A 21,414-nucleotide genomic window follows, 5' to 3' on the forward strand; every position below is an offset into this window, starting at 1 on the left:
CCCTGTCGGTTGGGATTGTCAAACGCTTTGGGCTTTCGCCTGTCGGCCTTTCGACATTCACTACGTTAGCCGATTCCCTCGCCAGCTCATAATCGAGTTCCGCAAGTTCGAATTCAGGCATGCGGGCATGCTGAACGCGCCCCTGCTGAGAGGGAGTTGTAGGTAGTGGGTTGGCCGCTTCCGGCTGCAGGCGAATGCCGTACCCGGGTCAAGCGGCTCGGGCTACGTTACGCACCCCGCCACGGCGCGTCAACTTGACCGACGCTTCGGCGTATGGGCCCGATAAGGGCTCACCGTAGGGTCGTTGGTGATCCAGAAGCGCCACGGGTGGACCGCACCCTCGCCGGACACTCCGGTGCGAGGGCCGTTGCTTACCTGATGGGACGGCACGGATGTACCGGCCAGCATCCTCAAGGGTGTCTCGCCCGTGGTGCACGCGTCCGTGCCGTCCAGGGAGCGGTCGACGTCCAGGGCGGTGGCCAGGCGTGCGGGGCCTTTGGCCAGTTCTTTGTCATTTCGGGCCGAGAGTCGACGTTTGCGGGCCAGTCCGGCGCCCTCGACGATCTCGCCGGCGCGGAGCAGGACCGCCCTCGCGGTGCCCTCGGGGCCGCACACCAGGTTCATGCAGTGCCACATGCCGTAGGTGAAGTAGACGTACACGTACCCGGGTGGGCCGAACATCACGCCGTTGCGCGCGGTCGGGCCGCGATAGGCGTGGGAGGCGGGGTCGTTTCCGCCGTCGTAGGCCTCGACCTCTGTGATGCGCAGGACTATCGGACCATCGGGGGTCGTACGGACGAGGAGACGGCCCAGGAGGTCGGGGGCGACGTCCAGTACGGGGCGGTCGAAGAACTCTCTGGGGAGTGGCTTACGGTCCGGGGGCGCGATCATGGCGTCCGAGCGTAGTCCAGACGCGCTTGTGCCAAGGGGTGGTCAAGGTTCGGTCCGCTTGCCAGGGTGTGGCGCGGAACCGGTCGCGGTCGGATCGCGTTTGTAGGGATCAAGGGTCCATTCGTAAAGGGAGAGTCATGGCGTTCAAGAAGCTGCTCGCGAGCCTGGGGGCCGGCGGGGCTTCGGTGGAGACGGTGCTGACCGAGGTCAACGTCGTTCCTGGTGGTGTGGTCCAGGGCGAGGTGCGGATCCAGGGCGGGTCCGTGAACCAGGAGATCCAGGGGCTCTCGGTCGGACTGCAGGCCAAGGTCGAGGTCGAGAGCGGTGACCAGGAGTACAAGCAGGACATCGAGTTCACGAAGGTGCGCCTCGGCGGTGCCTTCGAGTTGCAGGCGGGGACCGCGCACACCGTGCCGTTCGGTCTGGAGATCCCCTGGGAGACGCCGGTCACGATGATCGACGGTCAGGCGCTGCGCGGGATGCACATCGGGGTGAGCACCGAACTGGCGATCGCGCGGGCCGTGGACTCCAGTGACCTGGACCCGGTCAACGTGCACCCGTTGCCCGCGCAGAAGGCGATTCTGGACGCCTTCCTCCAGCTGGGCTTCCGTTTCAAGAACGCGGACATGGAGCGCGGTCACATCCGGGGGACGCGGCAGAAGCTGCCGTTCTACCAGGAGATCGAGTTCTTCCCGCCGTCGCAGTACCGCGGGCTGAACCAGGTCGAGCTGAGCTTCGTGGCCGACGAGAACGCGATGGACGTCATCCTGGAGATGGACAAGAAGCCGGGCCTCTTCAGTGAGGGCAGTGACACCTTCCGGTCCTTCCAGGTGGGCCAGCACGACTTCCACGGGACGGACTGGGCCGCCTACCTCAATCAGTGGATCTCCGAGGTCGGCAGCAAGCGCAACTGGTTCTAGGCTCGGGACGTACTGAAGATTCCGATCAGGAGGTACCGAGGTGACCGAGCTGAAGCGGCGACCGCTCCCCCATGACTTCCATCCGCCCGTGCCGTCGTTCACGGTGACGAGTGAGGACGTCTCGCCGGGGGCGACGCTCAAGGACGCTCAGGTCTACGCGGCCGGCAACACCTCGCCGCAGCTGCGGTGGGAGGGCTTCCCTGCCGAGACCAAGAGTTTCGCCGTGACCTGCTACGACCCGGACGCCCCTACGGGGAGCGGGTTCTGGCACTGGACGGTGTTCGACATCCCGGCCTCGGTGACCGAGCTGCCGACGGGTGCGGGCAGCGGCAAGTTCGAGGGGCTGCCCGAGGGCGCCGTACAGGTGCGGAACGACTACGGGACGAAGGACTTCGGCGGGGCCGCTCCGCCGCCCGGGGACGGGTCGCACCGTTATGTGTTCACGGTGTACGCCGTGGACTCGGAGAAGCTCGGTCCGGACTCGGACGTTTCTCCGGCGGTCGTCGGTTTCAACCTGCGGTTTCACGCGCTGGCACGTGCCCAGCTGATCGGTGAGTACGAAGCGCCCACCGAAGACTGACGTTCATTGAACGTTTGCCCGCCTCTGGTCTTGGAATTGATCAGGGGCGGGCAGTTTTTATTGCGTTGTCCATCTCGGCGTGCCCGGCCAGAGTTGATCCAAGCCCGCCAGGCGGTGGGCCGATTGCACACGGGAGGTGGGCTGGATGCGGGACACGCTGGTGCTGAACGCGAGCTTCGAGCCGCTGTCGACGGTGTCGTTGAATCGAGCCGTCGTTCTGGTGCTCCAGGACAAGGCTGTCGTCGAGCAGGCCCACCCCGAACTGCGTATGCGCGGAGCCGAGGTTGACATACCGGCTCCCCGGGTCATCCGGTTGTGCAGGTATGTGAGGGTGCCGTTCCGAAGACAAGCTCCGTGGTCGAGGCGGGGTGTGCTGGTACGGGACCGGCACCGGTGCGCGTACTGCGGCAGGCGGGCGACGACGGTCGACCACGTGGTGCCCAGGGCGCAGGGTGGTCAGGACTCCTGGCTGAACACGGTGGCCTCGTGCGCGGAGGACAACCACCGCAAGGCGGCGCGGACTCCGGAGCAGGCGGGGATGCCGCTGCTGCGGCGGCCGTTCGAGCCGACGCCTGCGGACGCGATGCTGTTGGCGCTGGGGACCGAGGACTTCGACGCCTTGCCGCAGTGGCTGGTGCAGCCGGCGGCATAGGGCATGTGAGCGGAACTGGGGCCCACCTCCTGCGGGAGGTGGGCCCCAGTGTCGTAGGACAGGCCCGTCAGTCGATGGACGGCTTCTCCCGGCGTTCCGAATTGCCGTCCGAGTTGCCGGAGTTGCCTCCGCCGCCTCCCGAACCGCCGCCGAACGGGCCCATGTTGCCCATCGCGCCGGACAAGCCCTTGAGGGCGTCGCCGATTTCGCTGGGGACGATCCAGAGCTTGTTGGCGTCGCCTTCGGCGATCTTCGGGAGCATCTGGAGGTACTGGTAGCTCAGGAGCTTCTGGTCGGCGTCTCCGGCGTGGATGGCCTCGAAGACCGTACGTACGGCCTGGGCCTCGCCCTCGGCGCGCAGGGCGGCCGCCTTGGCCTCACCTTCGGCGCGCAGGATCTGGGACTGCTTCTCGCCCTCCGCGGTGAGGATGGCGGCCTGGCGCGTGCCCTCCGCGGTGAGGATCGCGGCGCGCTTGTCACGGTCGGCGCGCATCTGCTTCTCCATCGAGTCCTGGATGGAGGTCGGGGGCTCAATCGCCTTGAGTTCGACGCGGTTCACGCGGATGCCCCACTTGCCCGTCGCCTCGTCGAGGACTCCGCGCAGGGCCGCGTTGATCTCCTCGCGGGAGGTCAGGGTGCGCTCCAGGTCCATGCCGCCGATGATGTTGCGGAGCGTGGTGACCGTGAGCTGCTCGATTGCCTGGATGTAGCTGGCCACTTCGTAGGTCGCGGCCCGCGCGTCCGTCACCTGGTAGTAGATGACCGTGTCGATGTTGACGACCAGGTTGTCCTGGGTGATCACCGGCTGCGGCGGGAACGGTACGACCTGTTCGCGCAGGTCGATGCGGTTGCGGATCGTGTCTATGAACGGGACGACGATGTTGAGTCCCGCGTTGAGTGTCCGTGTGTAGCGGCCGAACCGCTCCACGATCGCGGCACTTGCCTGCGGGATGACCTGGATCGTCTTGATCAAAGCGATGAAGACCAACACCACCAGGATGATCAAGACGATGATGACCGGTTCCATCGTGCTCCCCGTACCCTTCTCCGCCTCGGCGCTTTCGGAAGATCTTATGGTTGTTGAAGATCTTGCTGGTCGAGTCTGTCAGACCGTCACGCAACTCGTGTGCTGTTCGGTTCAGTTGAGTCCTGCGAGGTCAGATGACGATCGCGGTGGCTCCCTCGATCTCCACGACGTCCACCTCCTGGCCCGGTTCGTAGGCGCGGTCGGTGTCGAGCGCGCGGGCCGACCAGACCTCGCCTGCGAGCTTGATCCGGCCGTGGCCCGAGCCGTCGACGCGCTCCAGGACGACGGCTTGTCTGCCCTTCAACGCGTCCACGCCCGTGGCGAGTTGGGGGCGTTGGGAGCGGTGCCGGTTCGCGATGGGCCGTACGACGGCGATCAGGGCGACCGAGACGACGGCGAAGACGAGGACCTGGACGACGGGGTCCCCGCCGAGCCCGGCGGTGGCCGCGGCGGCGCCCGCGCCCGCGGCGAGCATGCCGAACTCGGGCATGGCGGTCACCACGAGCGGGATTCCGAGTGCCGCCGCGCCGACGAGCCACCACACCCATGCGCCGATGTCGTTCACAAGGTCATGGTAGGGCGGTGGGTCGGGTCGCGGACAGGGCGCATATGCCCGTACGACCCGTATTTTTCAGGGGAGTTCGGTCAGGACATGGGGAGACCGTGTGCGGTCCAGCGGTCGCCGACCTGCTCGACGATCAGCGGGAGGCCGAAGCAGAGGGAGAGGTTGCGCGCGGTGAGTTCGAGCTCCAGCGGGCCCGCGGCGAGGACCTTGCCCTGACGGATCATCAGGACGTGGGTGAAGCCGGGGGCGATCTCCTCGACATGGTGGGTGACCATGATCATGGAGGGGGCGATCGGGTCGCGGGCGAGCCGGCCGAGCCGGCGTACGAGGTCCTCGCGTCCGCCGAGGTCGAGGCCGGCGGCGGGCTCGTCGAGGAGGAGCAGTTCGGGGTCGGTCATCAGGGCGCGGGCGATGAGGGTGCGCTTGCGCTCTCCCTCGGAGAGGGTGCCGAACTTGCGGTCCAGGTAGTCGCTCATGCCGAGGCGGTCGAGGAAGGCGCGGGCGCGCTGCTCGTCGACGTCCTCGTAGTCCTCGTGCCAGCCGGCGGTCATGCCGTAGGCGGCGGTCAGCACGGTCTGCAGGACGGTCTGGCGCTTGGGGAGCTTCTCGGCCATGGCGATACCGGCGACGCCGATGCGGGGGCGCAGTTCGAAGACGTCGACCTTGCCGAGGGTCTCGCCGAGGATGGTGGCGGTGCCGCTGCTGGGGAACAGGTAGCTGGACGCGACGTTCAGGAGGGTGGTCTTGCCGGCGCCGTTCGGGCCGAGGATGACCCAGCGCTCGCCCTCCTTGACCGACCAGGAGACCTGGTCCACCAGAGCCCGGCCCTCCCGGACCACGGTTACGTCCTCCAGCTCCAGAACATCGCTCATGAGCGCGCTGTCTCCCATTGCATCGTCGGCCTGTCTCGGCTGTCGCGTGCGCCGGTAGGCGCAGCCCTCGAAGAAATCTACGCCACCGGCCGGGCGGTCCATCCCATCGGTCCGGTCCTTAGGGTGGGGGGCATGCTTTCGGAACCACGATCAGGACGCCTCGCCGCCTGGGGAAACGCCCTTTTGGCCGGTCTTGTCTCACCGGACGACGCCGTACTCGCCATCGTGGGCGAGGACGCCGTACACCGGGTGGAAGGGCTGCCGGGCGAGTCGGCGCCCGTCGGACTCACACTCGCGCTGGGACGGCTGCGCACCCTCGGGGTGACCGGACTCCGGCTGGCGCTGCCCACCTCGGGACACCCGCTGGGGCTGAGCGGCCCGCCCGCGTTCAACGCGCGGGCCCTGGAGGCCGAGGAGGCGGTGATCTGCTACGGCGCCGCGCTCGGCCTCGTTCCCGAGGTGTACGAGGCCGGTCCCGCCGGTGATGTGCATGTCGAGGTCGTCTGGCACTGCCTGCCGGTGCGGGAGGCGCCGCCCGCCGATGTGCCCTCGCTCGGGGAGGCCGAGCGGGAGCTCGCGGAGGCGCTGCGGGACGCCACGGCGGTGCTGTCGCGGCTGGACGTGGCCGGGTCGGGGCCGGTCGCGGAGGCGGCGCTCGACGCGTATCGCGCGCGGGCGGAGCGGGGGCGGGAGGTATTGGCGCCGGGGTATCCGCCGCGCGCGGTGCGGGTGTTGGAGCTGGCGCAGCGGGTGGGGCTGCTGGTGTCCCTGGCCGAGGAGAGCGGGCACGGGGGTGCGGTGAGCGCCTCCGAGATGGCGGTGCGGGCGGAGGCGTTGCGGCCGGTGGAGCGGACGGCTCGGCGGGCGCAGGTCGCGGCGTACAACTCCGTTGTGGAGGAGCGGGAGAAGGGGGTGCGGTGAGCGTCGGTTTGTGTGATGTCCGGTGTTGGTGTGGGCGTCCGGGGGCTCCGCCCCCAGGCCCCCGTCGGCCCTGAAGGGGCCTCGTCCTCAAACGCCGGACGGGCTGATTTGCGGGCCTGCGTTGAAAGACCCCGCGCGGGCGGGATTTTGGCGGTCTGAGTTGGAAAGGCACGGTCTACACACGGTCTACAACAGAACGGGCCCCGCGAGTCGTCGTTGACTCGTGGGGCCCGTTCCTACTGGCGTGGGCGTCAGCCGTTGATGCCCTTGTTGCCGAACGTGGGGTTCAGCAGGCCGATGACGTTGACGCTGTCGCCGACGACGTTGACGGGGACGTGGACCGGGACCTGGACGACGTTGCCGGAACCGACACCCGGCGACTTCACGGCCGCGCCGTCGGCACCCGCGTCGGCGACAGCGGCACCGGCGGAGGCGCCAGCGGCGATACCGGCGACGGTGAGGGCCACGGCGGCCTTCTTGGCGATGTTCATGGGAAGCGTTCCTCCTGCGATTGCGTGACCGACCCGGCCGCGGGTCGTGAGCTGATCAACGCAGGGAGTACCGGAAACGGCACGGGAAAGCGCGTTTGACTGCCCGTTCGGATCATTGGCGCGACAAGCCGACCGGATGACCAGGTGACGAGCAGACCGGCCTCCCAGGGAGTGCCCTGGGAGGCCGGAGGTCACTGTCGCGGAGCGACGTGCGTCAGTGGTTGACGCCCAGGTTGCCGAAGGCGGGGTTCAGGACGCCGATGACGTTGACGCTGTTGCCCACCGCGTTCACCGGGACGTGCACCGGGACCTGGACGACGTTGCCCGAGCCGACGCCGGGCGAACCGACGGCCTGGCCGTTCGCCAGGCCGTCGGCGGAGGCCAGCCCGGCACCGGCGGCTACCAGCCCGCCGGCCACCATCGTCACGGCCGCTGCCTTCTTCAGGTTCTTCACTTCTGAGCCCTCCTAGCGATCACCGCGGCAGGCGCCGCGGCACGCATTGGAGAACGGCGGAGATCCACGAAGGATGCGCCATCCGGGGGACATTCCCACGACGGTATGAATCTCGGTCCGGAAGGGGACGTTCCGGGTTGCCGCCGCACCCTCTCCTATCTCGTCAGACCGTGGCGTACGGCGAACAGGGCCGCCTGCGTGCGGTCCGCCAGGTCGAGCTTCATCAGGATGTTCGAGACGTGGGTCTTGACCGTCTTCTCGGAGAGCACCAGGGCGCGGGCTATCTCGCGGTTGGAGCGGCCGTCCGCGATCAGGCCGAGCACCTCGCGCTCCCGCTCCGTGAGGGAACCGCCTCTCCCCTGCCCGGAGTTGGACTCCTCCTGGGACAACAGGACACCGGCGACCTCCGGTTGGAGCAGGATGTGGCCCGCGTGGACGGAGCGGATGGCGCCGGCCAGGGCGTCCGGGTCCACGTCCTTGTAGACGTAGCCGGCGGCGCCCGCGCGCAGGGCCGGGATCACCGTGCGCTGTTCGGTGAAGCTGGTGACGATCAGCACGCGCGCGGGGTGGTCGAGTTCGCGGAGTCTGCGCAACGCGTCGATGCCGTCCATGCCCGGCATCTTGACGTCCATGAGGACGACGTCGGGCTTCAACTCCTCGGTGCGGGCGACCCCTTCGGCGCCGTCGGCCGCCTCGCCGACGACCTCGATGTCGTCCTGCACCTCCAGGAAGGTGCGCAGGCCCCGGCGGACGACCTGGTGGTCGTCGACGATCAGCACCTTGATTGCGTCAGCCACCGGGGACCTCCATCTCGATCGTGGTGCCCTTTCCGGGCGCCGATTCCACAGTGAGCGTGCCGCCGACGCCGTTGGTCCGGTCCCGCATGGAGACCAGGCCGAGGTGGCGTCCCGCGCGGCGGATCGACTGGGGTTCGAAGCCGCGGCCGTCGTCGGTGATCCGCAGGACCGCGCCAGAGCCGCTGCGCTCCAGGGTCACGGCGACGTGCTCCGCGCCGGAGTGCCGCAGCGCGTTGTGCAGGGCCTCCTGGGCGACGCGCAGCATGGCCTCCTCCTGGGCGGCGGGCAGGGCGCGGAAGCCGCGGCCGGTGAAGGTCACGCGTGCGGTGTGGGCGCGGTCGAGGACCTGGATCTGGGTGCGCAGGGTGGCACTGAGTCCGTCCTCGTCGAGGGCGGCGGGGCGCAACTCGACGACGGCGGCGCGCAGTTCGTCGGCGGCCTCGGCGGCGAGCGCGGCCACCTGCTGGAGTTCGCCCTTGGCGCGGGAGGGGTCGCGGTCCACGAGGGTGGCGGCGGCCTGTGCGGTGAGGCGGAGGGAGAACAGCTTCTGGGCCACCGCGTCGTGCAGTTCGTGGGCGAGCCGGGAGCGCTCCTCGGCGATGGTCAGCTCGCGGCTGCGCTCGTAGAGGCGGGCGTTGGTGAGGGCGATGGCGGCGTGCTGGGCGAGGATCGAGAGCAGTTCCTCGTCCTCCTCCGTGAAGCCGCAACCGCCCTTCGGCTTCGAGCAGTTCTTGTTCGCGAGGAACAGGGCGCCGATGACCTCGTCGTCGTCGCGGATGGGCAGGCCCAGGAAGTCGGACATGTCGGGGTGGGCCGGGGGCCAGCCCTCGAAGCGCGGGTCCTTGCGCACGTCCGCGAGGCGTTCGGCCTTGGCCTCGTGCAGCATCGCGGCGAGGATGCCGTGCTGGCGCGGGAGCGGGCCGATGGCCTTCCACTGGGCGTCGCTGACGCCGTCGACCACGAACTGGGCGAAGCCTCCGTGGTCGTCGGGGACGCCGAGGGCGGCGTACTGGGCGTCGAGCAGCTCGCGGGCCGAGGCGACGATCGTCTTGAGGACGTCGCGCACCTCCAGGTGCCTGCTCATGGCCAGCAGCGCGGAGCTCACCGCCGCGAGGCCGGACCGTGGACCTTGACTCATGTCCTCACGGTACCGGCGGGGTGTGACAACGCGGATCGGGCAGGCGACGGCTGCATCTGGTCCGCAAGGCCTAGGCCGAAGGGCCCCGGTGGACTGCGGCCGGCGTCCGACGCGGCGGGGGCGGTCCCGTTCCTACGTTGGGGGCACGCCGACGGAGGCGTAGTGGACGAGGGGACGTGTGTCATGTCGGTAGCGATCATCACGGGGGCGTCGAAGGGGCTGGGGCGGGCGCTCGCCGAGGCGCTGGCCGCGCGGGGCTGGGACCTGGTGCTGGACGCCAGGACCGAGGGAGTGCTGACGGAGGCCGCGGTGGCCGTCGCCGCGTACGGCACGCGCGTGGAGGCCGTCCCGGGGGATGTCACGGACGCCGGGCACCGCGCGGAGCTGGTGGCCGCGGCGGGGAAACTGGGCGGCGTCGATCTGGTGGTGAGCAACGCGAGCGCGCTGGGTGCCGAGCCGCTCGTACGGCTCGACGAGCTGCCCCTGGACGGGCTGCGGCGGGCGCTGGAGGTGAATGTGGTGGCCGCCCTCGGGCTGGTCCAGGAGGCGCTGCCGCTGCTGCGGGCCTCGCGGGCGGGTGCGGTGATCGCGGTCAGTTCGGACGCGGGGGCCGAGGCGTACGAGACGTGGGGCGGCTACGGGGCGTCCAAGGCGGCCCTCGACCAGCTCGCGGCGGTGCTCGGCGCGGAGGAGCCCGGGTTGCGGGTGTGGGCGGTCGACCCCGGGGACATGGGCACGGACCTGTACGCGGCGGCCGTACCGGACGACGACGATCCACGGCCGAAGCCCGCTTCTGTGGTGCCTGCCTTCCTACGACTCCTGGACGAGCGTCCGGCGAGCGGGCGCTATGGGGCCCCGGCGCTGCTGGAGGAGCGATGACGGTTGCGGTGCGAGTGCCGGAGGAGCTGTCCGCGCGGGTGCCGGCCGAGCAGCGCGGGCCCGGGCTCGACCGGGACGCCGTACGGCTGCTGGTGTCGCGGGGTACCGAGGTGTCGCATCACGGGTTCGGGGAGTTGCCGCGGCTGCTGCGGGCCGGGGATCTGCTGATCGTGAACACGTCGCCGACGCTGGCCGCCGCGGTGGACGGGTGGATCGGGCACGCGCGCGTGGTGGTGCATTTCTCGACGCGGGGCGATGACGGGCGGTGGGCGGTCGAGCTGCGGGAGCCGGACGGGAAGGGCACCTCACGCGCGCGTGCGGGCGGCCCGGCGGGGACGGAGGTGCGGCTGCCCGGGGACACGCGGCTGACCCTGGAGGAGCCGCTGAGCGCGCGGGGCGAGCGGTTGTGGTGGGCGCGGGTGTCGGGTTCGGGGGTGGTCGAGCTGTTGCGTGGGCACGGGCGGCCCATTCGCTACTCCTATACGGAGCGGGATCAGCCGTTGTCCGTCTACCAGACGGTGTTCTCGTTGCCGTCGGAGGACGGGACGGGCAGTGCGGAGATGCCGAGTGCCGCGCGGCCCTTCACCGCGCGGATGGTGGCGGAGCTGGTGAGCCGGGGGGTGCAGTTCGCGCCGATCGCTTTGCACACCGGGGTGGCGTCGGCCGAGGTGCACGAGCCGCCGTATCCGGAGCGGTTCGCGGTGTCGGAGGCGTCGGCCCGGTTGATCAACGCGGTCCGGGCCGGGGACGGGCGGGTGATCGCAGTGGGGACGACCGCCGTGCGGGCCGTCGAGTCCGCCGCCGGGAGTGACGGGGTCGTACGCGCGCGTGCGGGGTGGACGGATCTCGTCGTCACCCCGGAGCGGGGGGTGCGGGTGGTGGACGGGCTGCTGACGGGGCTGCACGAGCCGGAGGCCTCGCATCTGCTGATGCTGGAGGCGGTCGCCGGGCGGGCCGCTGTCGACCGCAGTTACGAGGAGGCGCTGCGCGGGCTCTACCTGTGGCACGAGTTCGGGGACGTGCACCTCATCCTCCCGGAGGAGGATCCTCACACAGCGCGTTGCGTGAGCAACTGCGAGTGAGGTTGTCGCGTCGCCGATGTGAGCCCGCACATAGGGCGCAGATCACGTACTAGGACACATAGGAGATAAACCCGACCCGCTTGAGCGGGACAGACGGTCCCGTCTGTCCCGTTTTGCCCTTCCCTGGTCCACTACCGGGGATCGTACGTCACACCTTTGCCACAGGTTTTTGCGACCGCTAAGAATTGCAGCCGTCGCTCAGCGCCGCGGATCCCGTCCGCGGCGTTTGTGCCGGAAGCACCCGCGTCCCCGCCGGACGGTGAGCGACCTCCGCACCATTCGAAGAGGTCCATCCGCCATGCCCGAGAACACGAACACTCCCGGTCGCAGTCGCCTGGCCAAGCTGTCGAAGCAGCACAGGATCGCGCTCGCCGGTGTCGCCACGCTCGGCGCCGCCGCCCTCGCCTTCTCCGCGGTGCCCAGCGACGCGGGGACGACCACCACCGACGCCGCGTCCTCGGCGAAGGTCACGTACAGCACGGAGCCCATCAAGGGCGTCAAGGCCAGCGTCACCGACCAGCTCGCCGGTGCCAGCCTCAAGACCGAGGCGATCCAGGCGAAGGCCGACGCGAAGGCGAAGGCCGCGAAGGCCAAGGCGGACGCCGCCGCGAAGAAGAAGGCCGCCGAAGCCGCCGCCAAGAAGAAGGCGGAGGCCGCGCGCAAGGCCAAGAAGGCCGCGAGCCGCTCCAGCCAGCGCGTCAAGCTCCAGCCCGTCGCCGCGACGACGTACGCCAACAACCTCAACGGCTGGATCAACCACGCCCTGGCGATCATGAAGCAGAAGGGCATCCCCGGCTCGTACAACGGCCTGTACAAGAACATCATGCGGGAGTCCTCGGGCAACCCGAGCGCCGTCAACGGCTGGGACGTCAACGCGGTCAACGGCACGCCGTCGATCGGTCTGCTCCAGGTCATCCAGCCGACGTTCAACGCGTACCACGTCTCCGGTACCTCGACGAACATCTACGACCCGGTCGCCAACATCACCGCCGCGGCCAACTACGCGGCCGCGCGGTACGGCTCGATCGACAACGTCAACAGCGCGTACTGAGGCCTCCGGCGGACCTCTGGGTCTCGGTATCGACGCCGAAGGGCGGCACCCCCTCCAGGGGCGCCGCCCTTCGGCGTCGTACGGGAACCGCTACTTGCGCATGACCTCGGGCTCGTGGCGGCGCAGGAAGCGGGCCACGAAGAAGCCGCAGATGATGCCGAGGGCGATCAGGGCGGCCATGTCCATGCCCCAGGCGCCGACGGTGTGCTCCCACAGCGGGTCGTTGCTGTCGCCCGGCTTCGGCGGGCTGATCTTGTTGAAGTCGAGCGTGGCGCCCGCGGCACCGACCGCCCAGCGCGAGGGCATCAGGTACGAGAACTGGTTGACGCCGATCGCGCCGTTCAGCGTGAACAGGCAGCCGGTGAACACGACCTGGATGATCGCGAACATCACCAGCAGCGGCATGGTCTTCTCGGCCGTCTTCACCAGCGAGGAGATGATCAGGCCGAACATCATCGCGGTGAAGCCGAGACCCATGATCGGGATGCAGAGCTCGAACATGGTCTGGCTGCCGAGGACCAGGCCCTGCTTCGGGATCTCACGGCTGGAGAAGCCGATGACACCGACCATCAGGCCCTGCAGCGCGGTGATCACACCGAGCACGAACACCTTCGACATCAGGTACGCGGAACGGGACAGCCCCGTCGCGCGCTCCCGTTCGTAGATGACCCGTTCCTTGATCAGCTCACGGACGGAGTTGGCCGCGCCGGCGAAGCAGGCGCCGACCGCGAGGATCAGCAGGACGGTGGTGGCCGTGCCGTTCGGGATGATGGTGCCGTTCGCCCTGGCCGGGTTGGGCAGCAGGCTGTTGCCCGAGTCGATGAGCAGGCTCACCGCGCCCAGGACGCCCGGCAGGATCACCATCAGGGCCAGGAAGCCCTTGTCGGAGGCGATCACCGTGACGTAGCGGCGCACCAGCGTGACGAACTGCGACATCCAGCCCTGTGGCTTCGGCGGTTTCATGGCCTGCATCGGCGGCATCTGTACGGACTGCGGAGCAATCGCGTCGATGTCGGCGGCGTACATCTGGTAGTGCTGTGAGCCCTTCCAGCGGCCGGCCCAGTCGTAGTCGCGGTAGTTCTCGAAGGCGGAGAAGACATCGGCCCAGGTGTCGTAGCCGAAGAAGTTCAGCGCCTCCTCGGGCGGGCCGAAGTAGGCGACGGCACCGCCCGGAGCCATCACCAACAGCTTGTCGCAGATCGCCAGTTCGGCCACGGAGTGGGTGACGACGAGGACCGTGCGGCCGTCGTCGGCAAGGCCGCGCAGCAGCTGCATGACATCGCGGTCCATGCCCGGGTCGAGGCCCGAGGTGGGCTCGTCCAGGAAGATCAGCGAGGGCTTGGTGAGGAGCTCCAGGGCCACCGAGACGCGCTTGCGCTGGCCACCGGAGAGAGAAGTGATCTTCTTCTCCTTGTGGATGTCGAGCTTCAGCTCGCGCAGCACCTCGTCGATGCGGGCCTCGCGCTCGTCGCCGGTGGTGTCGGCGGGAAAGCGCAGCTTGGCGGCGTACTTGAGGGCCTTCTTGACGGTCAGTTCCTTGTGCAGGATGTCGTCCTGCGGGACCAGACCGATGCGCTGGCGCAGCTCGGCGAACTGCTTGTACAGGTTCCGGTTGTCGTAGAGGACGTCGCCCTGGTTGGCGGGCCGGTAGCCGGTGAGCGCCTTGAGCAGGGTCGACTTGCCGGAGCCCGACGGGCCGATGACCGCGATCAGCGACTTCTCCGGTACGCCGAAGGAGACGTCCTTGAGGATCTGCTTGCCGCCGTCGACCGTCACCGTCAAGTGCCGTGCGGAGAAGGAGACTTCACCGGTGTCGACGAACTCCTCGAGCCGGTCCCCGACCAGGCGGAACGTCGAGTGGCCGACGCCGACGATGTCGTTCGGGCCGAGCAGCGCCGAGCCGCCCTTGGGGATCGGCTGGCCGTTGACGTACGTGCCGTTGTGCGAGCCGAGGTCACGGATCTCGAAGCGGCCGTCGAGTGTCGCGTGGAACTCCGCGTGGTGGCGCGAGACCTGGAGGTCGGAGACCACCAACTCGTTCTCCAGCGCACGGCCGATGTGCATCACACGGTCCAGCGAGAACTGGTGGAACGTGGTCGGGCTGCGGTCGCCGTAGACCGGCGGCGCCCCCGCGCCGACACCGGGTCCCGGCTGCTGCGGAATCTGCGCGGCGGCCGACGGCTGGAAACGCTGCTGCTCAGGCGTCTGCTGCGGCGGCGCCTGCTGCGCCCAGCCGGGGCCCGCGCCCTGTGCCGCGTACGGCTGTTGCTGCGGCTGGACCTGCGGGCTCGCCACGGAGGCGGCGGCGCCGGACAGGCTCAGCTGCGGGCCGTCGGTCGCGTTGCCCAGGTGCACGGACGAGCCGGGGCCGATCTCCATCTGATGGATGCGCTGGCCCTGCACGAACGTGCCGTTGGTGCTGCCGTGGTCGTCGATGACCCAACTCCGGCCGCTCCAGCTGATCGTGGCGTGCCGCCAGGAGACCCTGGCGTCGTCGACCACGACGTCCCCCTGCGGATCACGTCCGAGGGTGTAGGTCCTGGACGCGTCGAGCGTCCAGGTTTGTCCATTCAATTCCAGTACGAGTTCCGGCACTCCATGCCCCACTGAGTAGTCCCCCGAGTTACCCCCATCACAGGGAGTCTAGGGATGTCGAACATCGTCGGGAACTATTTCAGGCTGCACCCCCTGACCGAAAGTCGGGCCTTGTGAAGAGCACGCCGTCACGCGTTCGGCGGTTCCGTTGACGGGGTGGAAACCGACCCGGAGAGTGGTAATCCACGCGAGGGGGGACATGCGTGGTGTCCGCACTACGCCGTGCCGCGGATCGGGGGGTCTGCCATGAACTCAGCGACGAGTGTCAGGACGGCGCACTACGACACGAGGGTGCCCTGGGGTGACGTCCTGCTGTCCGCGATCGCCGCGGTGAGTTGGGCGTTGATAGGGATGGCCGGCACCGCGGCGCTCGGCCTGCACCTGCTGGGCGCCGACGCGACGGGCTCGCTCGGGCCGATGACCGCGGCGGTGGTGGCGCTCGGCGCGGGCGGTTCGGTCACCCCGACCGGCGACGTCTCCGCCTTCGGCCTGACCGGCGCCCAGGCGACCACGGCCGTGACGATCACGCCGTTGGGCGTGAGCCTGGTGGGAGCACTGCTTCTGTCGTACTTCTTCCTACGGTCCCTGCGGACGGGCGCAGTTGTGATCGCACCGGCCGAACTCCTCGCGCGCGCGGGCTCGGTGGTCGCGCTCTTCGTGGCGATGCTCGGCGGGCTGGCCTGGGCCGGGCACGACGTCATCACGATCGACGGCAGCAAACTGGGCCTCGACAACATCACGGGAGGCGGCGGTGGCGGGGGCGGGGTGAACATCCCCGGCATCGGCGACATCGGTGACATCGGCGGCCTGCTGCCGGGCAAGATCAGCGACCTGGTCAAGGCGAAGGCGGCGGTCGGCTTCACCGTCGACACGGCGCCGACCCTGCTGGGCGGCCTGGCCTGGTCGGCCGGCATCCTGCTGATCGCCCTGCTGGCGTCCCGCCGTACGCCCCTCCCCCGTGGCTTGGAGGCCGTCCACCGTGTCGTACGGCCGGCCGCGTCCGCGCTCGTCACGGTGCTGCTGGTCGCGGTGGCGGCGGGGCTCGCGGCGGCCGCGTACGCCGCGATCGGCGACGACCACCCGAAACGGATCGCGGGCGCCGCGCTGTTGGGCGCGCCCAACGGAGTCTGGCTCGGCATCCCGATCGGCCTCTTCGTCCCCTGGGACGGCAAGGCGACGGGCGAGCTGGCGAAGCTGCTCCCCCATCCCCTCGACGACCTCCTGAGCGCGAAGTCCGACCAGCCGGTGACACTGGGGCGACTGGCCGAACTCGACAACCGCGTATGGCTGTTGGGGGTCGCCGCGGCCCTGATGATGCTGCTGGCGGGCGTACTGACCGCGGCACGGACACCGGTGGGCGCGAAGGGCGTCGGCGGTCCGGGGGCGCTCGGTTTCGCCGGACGGTGCGCCTTGCGACTCGGGATCGCGACCGCCCTGACGCTGCCGCTGCTGGCCTGGCTGACGGACGTGTCGGTGGACGCGTCGCTGTCGGTACTGGGCTTCGACGCGTTCGGCGCCGGGATCCAGTTGCACGGACATCTGGGCATGGCGCTGCTGCTGGGCGCGGTGTGGGGCGCGGGCGCGGGAGGCGTCGGAGGGCTGCTCGCGTATGCGACGGGGGCAGCGGGACGGCGTGCCTCGCGGTTGGCACTGGGTGACTTGGGGGCGGCGGGCCCGGGAGCGGGACCGGACATCGTGGCGCCGGGGTACGAAGGCCGTCCGGAACACGCGCAGCCTGCGGGGAGCACGGGACACACAGGCCCTTACGTACCGACCACGCCGTACCGCGCGCCCAACCCCGCGACGAACCCGTATCTCCAACTGCCCGACGAGCTACGGCAACCGGAGGGAGGCGGGGCTCCTGGGGGCGCGGGAGCGGGTGGTGCGCGGCCCGGCGCCGGGGCTCGGCCTCCCGGACCGGAGTGGCCGCCGGACTCGGGCCCGCCTCAGGACGGCGTGTGGCCGCCGGGGGGCGCGGGAGCGGGTGGTGCGCGGCCCGGCGCCGGGGCTCGGCCTCCTGGACCGGAGTGGCCGCCGGACTCGGGCCCGCCTCAGGAGAGTGCCTGGCCGCCGGGTACGCGGTCGCCGCAAGGAGGCGGTCGGCCGCCCGCCGGCGACTCGTGGTCGTCCGGTGCGCCGGGCGGCACGGGGCGGTCCGGGGGCGTCCCGGCGGACGACGCCACTCGCCCCTACGGGGAAACGGTGCCCTACGGCGAACCGCAACCGCCCGGCACTCCTTCGCCCCCCGCCGACATGTACGGTGCTCCGACCCAGTCGTACGAACCGCCCCCCCGGCCACCCCGGCGTCGGCCAGGGACGCCTGCACGGGACTGGCCGCCGGGGGACGATTCGGACGACGGGCAGCAGCCTCCGCCACCACCGCCCCCTCCCGGGAGGCCCAAGGGGCGCCGGTGATCCACTTCGGCGCCACCCGAACCGTAGCGCCCCACCCGTCCGGCCATTTCCCCCGCGTCCCGCGCCGTACCAGTCGCCGCCCCGGCCCGACGCCCCGCCAACTCCTGATCGGCACAGCACCCCACCGCGACCGCCTCGACGCGTCTCCTGATCGCCCCCGAACCGGCTCGCGACCGTCCACCAGCGCCTTCGTGATCGACTCGTAAGACTCCCGCCACCGATCAGACACCCACTGTTCCGTGTCCGCTAGACGGACCTCTGCGGCATAAGGCACTCCGTGCCGGATACGGTGGGTACACCATGAGCGCTTCGCAGACCTCTGACGTCCCCACTCTCCTCGTCAAGATCTTCGGCAAGGACAGGCCGGGCATCACGGCCGGACTCTTCGACACCCTCGCCGCCTACTCCGTCGACGTGGTCGACATCGAGCAGGTCGTCACCCGTGGCCGGATGGTGCTGTGCGCGCTGGTGACGCCGCCGCCCGCCGGGCTCGAAGGGGATCTGCGGGCCACCGTGCACAGCTGGGCCGAGTCGATGAAGATGCAGGCGGAGATCATCTCCGGCCTCGGCGACAACCGGCCTCGCGGACTCGGGCGTTCGCTCGTGACCGTGCTCGGCCACCCCCTCACCGCGGAGTCCACCGCCGCGATCGCCGCCCGTATCACCAAGGCCGGCGGCAACATCGACCGTATCTTCCGGCTCGCCAAGTACCCCGTGACAGCGGTCGAGTTCGCGGTGTCCGGGGTGGAGACCGAGCCCCTGCGCACCGCCCTCGCCACCCACGCGGCGGCGCTCGGCGTCGATGTCGCCGTCGTGGCTGCGGGGCTGCACCGGCGGGCCCAGCGGCTCGTCGTCATGGACGTCGACTCCACGCTCATCCAGGACGAGGTCATCGAACTCTTCGCCGCGCACGCAGGCTGCGAGGACGAGGTCGCCGAGGTGACCGCCGCCGCGATGCGCGGGGAGCTGGACTTCGAGCAGTCGCTGCACGCGCGCGTGGCGCTGCTCGCGGGGCTGGACGCCTCGGTCGTGGACAAGGTGCGCAGCGAGGTCCGGCTGACGCCCGGCGCCCGCACCCTGATCCGCACGCTCAAGCGGCTCGGCTACCAAGTCGGCGTGGTTTCGGGCGGGTTCACCCAGGTCACCGACGACCTCAAGGACCGGCTCGGGCTCGACTTCGCCCAGGCCAACACCCTGGAGATCGTCGACGGCAAGCTGACCGGCAAGGTCACCGGCGAGATCGTCGACCGTGCGGGCAAGGCACGGCTGCTGCGCCGCTTCGCCGCCGAGGCGGGCGTACCGCTCGCGCAGACCGTGGCGATCGGCGACGGCGCCAACGACCTGGACATGCTCAACGCGGCCGGTCTCGGCGTCGCCTTCAACGCGAAGCCGGTCGTACGGGAGGCCGCGCACACGGCGGTGAACGTGCCGTTCCTCGACACCGTGCTGTATCTGCTGGGCGTCACCCGCGAAGAGGTCGAGGCGGCGGACACCCACGACGAGGACTGACCCTCGCCCCCTTCAGGACCTTCAAGGGCCCGGCACCGATCGGTGCCGGGCCCCTTGTCGTGCGGGTCTGCGGGTCCCCGGGACTGCGGACCTACGGGTCTACTCGGACGGCGCCCAGTAGTCGGTCAGTGTCGCGACGCCGGGCTCCAGTGACTTCCAGGAGCCGTCGAAGGTCAGCACGGCGAAGGCGGCGGTCGAGAAGCCGCGGCGGGTCAGCCGCTCGCGGGCTTCGCCGGTGTCCGGTCCGGAGAGGATCTCGGTCAGGCCCTGGACGCCCGGGTTGTGGCCGATGAGGATCAGGTTCCGCGAGTCGTCGGGCGTCTCGTTCAGTACGGCGATCAGCTCGCCGGGCGAGGCCTCGTAGAGCCGCTCCTCGTAGACGGTTTTCGGCCGGTGCGCGAGTTCGTGGACGGCCAGCTTCCAGGTCTCCCGGGTGCGGGTCGCGGTGGAGCAGAGGGCCAGATCGAAGGGGATGCCGGTGTCGGCCAGTCTGCTTCCGGCGGTGGCCGCGTCCAGGCGGCCCCGCTCGGCGAGCGGCCGCTCGTGGTCGGTCACCTCGGGCCAGTCGGCCTTCGCATGCCGGAAGAGGACAATCCTGCGGGGTTCTGCGACGCTCATGGGATCCAGCTTCGCATGAAACAGGCCACGGGGCGCAGGGAGTTGACGGGCGGCTTCGCCCGTGCTCAGCGGGCTATGAGCTGCTGTACGCGCTCGAAGAGGTGCGTGATCATCGGGTCCGAGGCCGCCGCTTGCGCGTCCGTCGGGTTGAGCATCATCACGAGCAGCACGACGAAGGCCAGCGCCGGCAGGGCGAGGGCCCACCACGGCAGCCTGATGTCGACGCCGCCCGTGGTCGCCGGGTGGGGCCGGGTGTGCGTTGGGGCCGACATGGGTGCCTCCGCTGGTCTCCGAGTGGTCCGCGATCCGCTTCTCGCGGTCACAGTTCGAAGTTACGGAACGCGCGGCCCTCAACCCATCCGGAGATCCACCCACTTGACCCTGAGCCTCACCCCCTAGGGGATGGTGGGGAGAACCCCACCATCGACTCAGGCGCGTGGGCTCACGGGGACGCGATCGTCGCGATGATGGCGATGACGATGAAGATGGCGAAGAACGAGCCGAAGACGAGCAGCATCTTCCGCTGGCCGTTCTGGGGGTTCGGGTCGAGCACTGGCATACGTCCAGTCTCGCACCCTTGGTCCGCACGGGATGCGCCGGGGTGAGGTCAGCGGGCCGCCTCGTCCTCCACCGTGCGGTCGCGTCCCGCGAGGACGCCCACGGCCATCTGCGGGATCATCAGGCCGGCCATGAGGGCGATCGGCAGTCCCCAGCCGCCGCTGTGCTGGTAGAGCACGCCGACCAGGAGCGGCCCCGGGATGGAGATGAGATACCCGGCGCTCTGCGCGAAGGCGGACAGCTGGGCCACGCCCGCGCCGGTCCTGGCCCGCATGCCGACCATCGTCAGGGCCAGCGGGAAGGCGCAGTTGGCGACGCCGAGCAGCAGGGCCCAGGCCCAGGCTCCGCCGGCCGGAGCGAGGTAGAGGCCCGCGTATCCGGCGAGGCCGCAGACGCCGAGCACGACGACGATCGGCCCCTGGTGGGGCAGCCGGGTGGCCACGCGCGGGATGACGAAGGCCAGGGGCACGCCCATCGCCATGGTGACGGCCAGCAGCAGCCCTGCCGTGCCCGCGGAGACACCGGCGTCCCGGAAGATCTGCGCCATCCAGCCCATGGTGATGTAGGCGGCGGTGGCCTGGAGCCCGAAGAACACGGCGAGCGCCCAGGCGGTACGGCTGCGGGTGATCCGCAGTTCGGGCCGCGCCCGCTCGGTCTCCCGCGCGCGGGAGGGCGGTTCCGCGGGCGCCTCCTGGTGTCGTACGAGAGCGATCCACGGGAGTACGGCGGCTGCGGCCAGGCCCGCCCACACGGCGAGGCCGGAGCGCCAACTGCCGCCCAGGGACTCGGTCATGGGCACGGTGACCGCGGCCGCGGCGGCGGTGCCCAGGGCGAGGGCCATCGAGTACAGGCCGGTCATGGAGCCGACCCGGTCGGGGAACCAGCGCTTGACGATGACCGGCATCAGGACGTTGCTGACCGCGATGCCCATGAGCGCGAGCGCGCTGCCGGCCAGGAAGCCCGCCGTACCGCCGACGTAGGGCCGTACGAGCAGGCCCGCGGTGATGGCGAGCATGCCGGCGCAGACCACCGTGCCCGGGCCGAAGCGGCGGGCGAGGCGCGGGGCCATGACGCCGAAGGCGGCGAAGCACAGCGGGGGCACGGACGTCAGGAGTCCGGCGACGCTGCCGCTCATGCCGAGGCCGTCGCGGACCTCTTCGAGGAGGGCGCCGAGGCTGGTGATGGCGGGGCGGAGGTTCAGCGCGGCGAGGACGATGCCGACGACGACCAGACGCGTCGTCCACGCGCGCGTGGCCGGTCCTCCGCCCGGCACCGCCGGGTCGCTCGCGGCCGGGCCGCCGGTGTCGGTCGTCGTGGACTTCAGTGTCCGGGTTTCCTCGCTCACCATGCCGTCCATCATAGAATCATGGGATGATTGGTTGTCCATCCCCGGGTGGCA

21 protein-coding genes and 1 pseudogene are annotated in these 21,414 nt (G+C 70.2%); 9 read left to right on the forward strand and 13 right to left on the reverse strand.

Going from position 1 to position 21,414, the window contains the following annotated elements:
- Positions 1–249 precede the first annotated feature (249 nt).
- A complete protein-coding gene (locus SSP08S_RS09665) occupies positions 250–891 on the reverse strand; it encodes a DNA-3-methyladenine glycosylase (protein WP_019067382.1) in 642 nt (213 codons plus the stop codon).
- Positions 892–1,028: 137 nt separating this feature from the next.
- Between SSP08S_RS09665 and SSP08S_RS09670 the strand changes: the two genes are divergently transcribed.
- The 3 genes from SSP08S_RS09670 (at position 1,029) to SSP08S_RS09680 (ending at position 3,043) form a co-directional block, all read left to right on the forward strand.
- The gene (locus tag SSP08S_RS09670) at positions 1,029–1,811 is read left to right on the forward strand and encodes a sporulation protein (protein WP_019067383.1); all 783 of its coding nucleotides are present in this window, start codon (positions 1,029–1,031) and stop codon (positions 1,809–1,811) included.
- A gap of 40 nt (positions 1,812–1,851) precedes the next feature.
- Positions 1,852–2,391, forward strand: coding sequence for a YbhB/YbcL family Raf kinase inhibitor-like protein (locus SSP08S_RS09675; RefSeq protein ID WP_019067384.1), 540 nt, complete (start codon positions 1,852–1,854; stop codon positions 2,389–2,391).
- 145 nt (positions 2,392–2,536) lie between these two features.
- Positions 2,537–3,043: an HNH endonuclease gene (locus SSP08S_RS09680; RefSeq protein ID WP_019067385.1), complete on the forward strand. Its 507-nt coding sequence runs from the start codon at positions 2,537–2,539 to the stop codon at positions 3,041–3,043.
- Between the two features lie 67 nt (positions 3,044–3,110).
- On the opposite strand, the gene SSP08S_RS09685 is transcribed toward SSP08S_RS09680, so the two are convergent.
- From SSP08S_RS09685 to SSP08S_RS09695, 3 genes and pseudogenes are all read right to left on the reverse strand, one after another.
- The gene (locus SSP08S_RS09685; RefSeq protein WP_019060707.1) at positions 3,111–4,070 is read right to left on the reverse strand and encodes an SPFH domain-containing protein; all 960 of its coding nucleotides are present in this window, start codon (positions 4,068–4,070) and stop codon (positions 3,111–3,113) included.
- Positions 4,071–4,200: 130 nt separating this feature from the next.
- Entirely contained in the window at positions 4,201–4,635 is a 435-nt protein-coding gene (locus SSP08S_RS09690) for an NfeD family protein (RefSeq protein WP_019067386.1), read from the reverse strand.
- 347 nt (positions 4,636–4,982) lie between these two features.
- Positions 4,983–5,609, reverse strand: a pseudogene (locus SSP08S_RS09695) (ABC transporter ATP-binding protein); the annotation flags it as partial.
- A gap of 30 nt (positions 5,610–5,639) precedes the next feature.
- Between SSP08S_RS09695 and SSP08S_RS09700 the strand changes: the two are divergent.
- Positions 5,640–6,428, forward strand: a complete 789-nt coding sequence (locus tag SSP08S_RS09700; RefSeq protein WP_051105886.1) for an Rv1486c family protein — start codon at positions 5,640–5,642, stop codon at positions 6,426–6,428.
- A gap of 251 nt (positions 6,429–6,679) precedes the next feature.
- Here the strand turns inward: SSP08S_RS09700 and SSP08S_RS09705 are convergent, their stop codons facing one another.
- The 4 genes from SSP08S_RS09705 to SSP08S_RS09720 form a co-directional block, all read right to left on the reverse strand.
- Complete coding sequence (locus SSP08S_RS09705) at positions 6,680–6,919, reverse strand: chaplin family protein (RefSeq protein WP_019067389.1); 240 nt, start codon at positions 6,917–6,919, stop codon at positions 6,680–6,682.
- 214 nt (positions 6,920–7,133) lie between these two features.
- Positions 7,134–7,373, reverse strand: coding sequence for a chaplin (locus SSP08S_RS09710; protein WP_019067390.1), 240 nt, complete (start codon positions 7,371–7,373; stop codon positions 7,134–7,136).
- Between the two features lie 155 nt (positions 7,374–7,528).
- Positions 7,529–8,170, reverse strand: coding sequence for a response regulator (locus SSP08S_RS09715; RefSeq protein WP_019067391.1), 642 nt, complete (start codon positions 8,168–8,170; stop codon positions 7,529–7,531).
- Complete coding sequence (locus SSP08S_RS09720) at positions 8,163–9,308, reverse strand: GAF domain-containing sensor histidine kinase (RefSeq protein WP_026178341.1); 1,146 nt, start codon at positions 9,306–9,308, stop codon at positions 8,163–8,165. Before SSP08S_RS09720 ends, SSP08S_RS09715 begins: the two co-directional genes overlap by 8 nt.
- A 183-nt stretch (positions 9,309–9,491) precedes the next feature.
- Between SSP08S_RS09720 and SSP08S_RS09725 the strand changes: the two genes are divergently transcribed.
- The 3 genes from SSP08S_RS09725 to SSP08S_RS09735 all read left to right on the forward strand — a co-directional run bounded on the left by SSP08S_RS09725 (position 9,492) and on the right by SSP08S_RS09735 (position 12,320).
- Positions 9,492–10,187 (forward strand): SDR family NAD(P)-dependent oxidoreductase, encoded by a 696-nt coding sequence (locus SSP08S_RS09725; RefSeq protein ID WP_026178342.1) that lies wholly within the window; start codon positions 9,492–9,494, stop codon positions 10,185–10,187.
- Entirely contained in the window at positions 10,184–11,269 is a 1,086-nt protein-coding gene (locus SSP08S_RS09730) for an S-adenosylmethionine:tRNA ribosyltransferase-isomerase (protein ID WP_019067394.1), read from the forward strand. Before SSP08S_RS09725 ends, SSP08S_RS09730 begins: the two co-directional genes overlap by 4 nt.
- 298 nt (positions 11,270–11,567) lie before the next feature.
- On the forward strand, positions 11,568–12,320 hold the full coding sequence (locus SSP08S_RS09735) for a transglycosylase SLT domain-containing protein (protein ID WP_019067395.1): 753 nt from the start codon (positions 11,568–11,570) through the stop codon (positions 12,318–12,320).
- 90 nt (positions 12,321–12,410) lie between these two features.
- Here the strand turns inward: SSP08S_RS09735 and SSP08S_RS09740 are convergent, their stop codons facing one another.
- A complete protein-coding gene (locus SSP08S_RS09740; RefSeq protein WP_019067396.1) occupies positions 12,411–14,915 on the reverse strand; it encodes an ABC transporter ATP-binding protein/permease in 2,505 nt (834 codons plus the stop codon).
- A 246-nt stretch (positions 14,916–15,161) separates the two neighbouring features.
- Between SSP08S_RS09740 and SSP08S_RS09745 the strand changes: the two genes are divergently transcribed.
- Together SSP08S_RS09745 and serB are read left to right on the forward strand one after the other, a co-directional pair.
- Complete coding sequence (locus SSP08S_RS09745) at positions 15,162–17,330, forward strand: streptophobe family protein (RefSeq protein WP_019067397.1); 2,169 nt, start codon at positions 15,162–15,164, stop codon at positions 17,328–17,330.
- A gap of 300 nt (positions 17,331–17,630) precedes the next feature.
- Positions 17,631–18,839 carry a phosphoserine phosphatase SerB gene (gene serB, locus SSP08S_RS09750; protein ID WP_019067398.1) on the forward strand — a complete coding sequence of 403 codons (1,209 nt, stop codon included), beginning with the start codon at positions 17,631–17,633 and terminating at the stop codon, positions 18,837–18,839.
- 99 nt (positions 18,840–18,938) lie between these two features.
- Here the strand turns inward: serB and SSP08S_RS09755 are convergent, their stop codons facing one another.
- From SSP08S_RS09755 to SSP08S_RS09770, 4 genes are all read right to left on the reverse strand, one after another.
- On the reverse strand, positions 18,939–19,457 hold the full coding sequence (locus tag SSP08S_RS09755; protein WP_019067399.1) for a SixA phosphatase family protein: 519 nt from the start codon (positions 19,455–19,457) through the stop codon (positions 18,939–18,941).
- 65 nt (positions 19,458–19,522) lie between these two features.
- Entirely contained in the window at positions 19,523–19,729 is a 207-nt protein-coding gene (locus SSP08S_RS09760) for a hypothetical protein (RefSeq protein ID WP_019067400.1), read from the reverse strand.
- A gap of 170 nt (positions 19,730–19,899) precedes the next feature.
- A complete protein-coding gene (locus SSP08S_RS64160) occupies positions 19,900–20,016 on the reverse strand; it encodes an SGM_5486 family transporter-associated protein (RefSeq protein ID WP_086021959.1) in 117 nt (38 codons plus the stop codon).
- Between the two features lie 48 nt (positions 20,017–20,064).
- On the reverse strand, positions 20,065–21,375 hold the full coding sequence (locus SSP08S_RS09770; RefSeq protein WP_026178344.1) for a CynX/NimT family MFS transporter: 1,311 nt from the start codon (positions 21,373–21,375) through the stop codon (positions 20,065–20,067).
- Positions 21,376–21,414 lie beyond the last annotated feature (39 nt).

It is taken from the genome of Streptomyces hokutonensis (genome assembly GCF_000376565.1).
GTDB classification, from domain to species: Bacteria; Actinomycetota; Actinomycetes; order Streptomycetales; family Streptomycetaceae; genus Streptomyces; species Streptomyces hokutonensis.

Bases quoted from the DNA above. Each gene is read 5' to 3' on its own strand.
- SSP08S_RS09665 (WP_019067382.1), bottom strand. From the start codon at position 891: ATGATCGCGCCCCCGGACCGTAAGCCACTCCCCAGAGAGTTCTTCGAC.
- SSP08S_RS09670 (WP_019067383.1), top strand. From the start codon at position 1,029: ATGGCGTTCAAGAAGCTGCTCGCGAGCCTGGGGGCCGGCGGGGCTTCG.
- SSP08S_RS09680 (WP_019067385.1), top strand. From the start codon at position 2,537: ATGCGGGACACGCTGGTGCTGAACGCGAGCTTCGAGCCGCTGTCGACG.
- SSP08S_RS09685 (WP_019060707.1), bottom strand. From the start codon at position 4,070: ATGGAACCGGTCATCATCGTCTTGATCATCCTGGTGGTGTTGGTCTTC.
- SSP08S_RS09700 (WP_051105886.1), top strand. From the start codon at position 5,640: ATGCTTTCGGAACCACGATCAGGACGCCTCGCCGCCTGGGGAAACGCC.
- SSP08S_RS09705 (WP_019067389.1), bottom strand. From the start codon at position 6,919: ATGAACATCGCCAAGAAGGCCGCCGTGGCCCTCACCGTCGCCGGTATC.
- SSP08S_RS09720 (WP_026178341.1), bottom strand. From the start codon at position 9,308: ATGAGTCAAGGTCCACGGTCCGGCCTCGCGGCGGTGAGCTCCGCGCTG.
- SSP08S_RS09725 (WP_026178342.1), top strand. From the start codon at position 9,492: ATGTCGGTAGCGATCATCACGGGGGCGTCGAAGGGGCTGGGGCGGGCG.
- SSP08S_RS09730 (WP_019067394.1), top strand. From the start codon at position 10,184: ATGACGGTTGCGGTGCGAGTGCCGGAGGAGCTGTCCGCGCGGGTGCCG.
- SSP08S_RS09735 (WP_019067395.1), top strand. From the start codon at position 11,568: ATGCCCGAGAACACGAACACTCCCGGTCGCAGTCGCCTGGCCAAGCTG.
- SSP08S_RS09745 (WP_019067397.1), top strand. From the start codon at position 15,162: ATGAACTCAGCGACGAGTGTCAGGACGGCGCACTACGACACGAGGGTG.
- serB (WP_019067398.1), top strand. From the start codon at position 17,631: ATGAGCGCTTCGCAGACCTCTGACGTCCCCACTCTCCTCGTCAAGATC.
- SSP08S_RS09755 (WP_019067399.1), bottom strand. From the start codon at position 19,457: ATGAGCGTCGCAGAACCCCGCAGGATTGTCCTCTTCCGGCATGCGAAG.
- SSP08S_RS09760 (WP_019067400.1), bottom strand. From the start codon at position 19,729: ATGTCGGCCCCAACGCACACCCGGCCCCACCCGGCGACCACGGGCGGC.
- SSP08S_RS64160 (WP_086021959.1), bottom strand. From the start codon at position 20,016: ATGCCAGTGCTCGACCCGAACCCCCAGAACGGCCAGCGGAAGATGCTG.
- SSP08S_RS09770 (WP_026178344.1), bottom strand. From the start codon at position 21,375: ATGATGGACGGCATGGTGAGCGAGGAAACCCGGACACTGAAGTCCACG.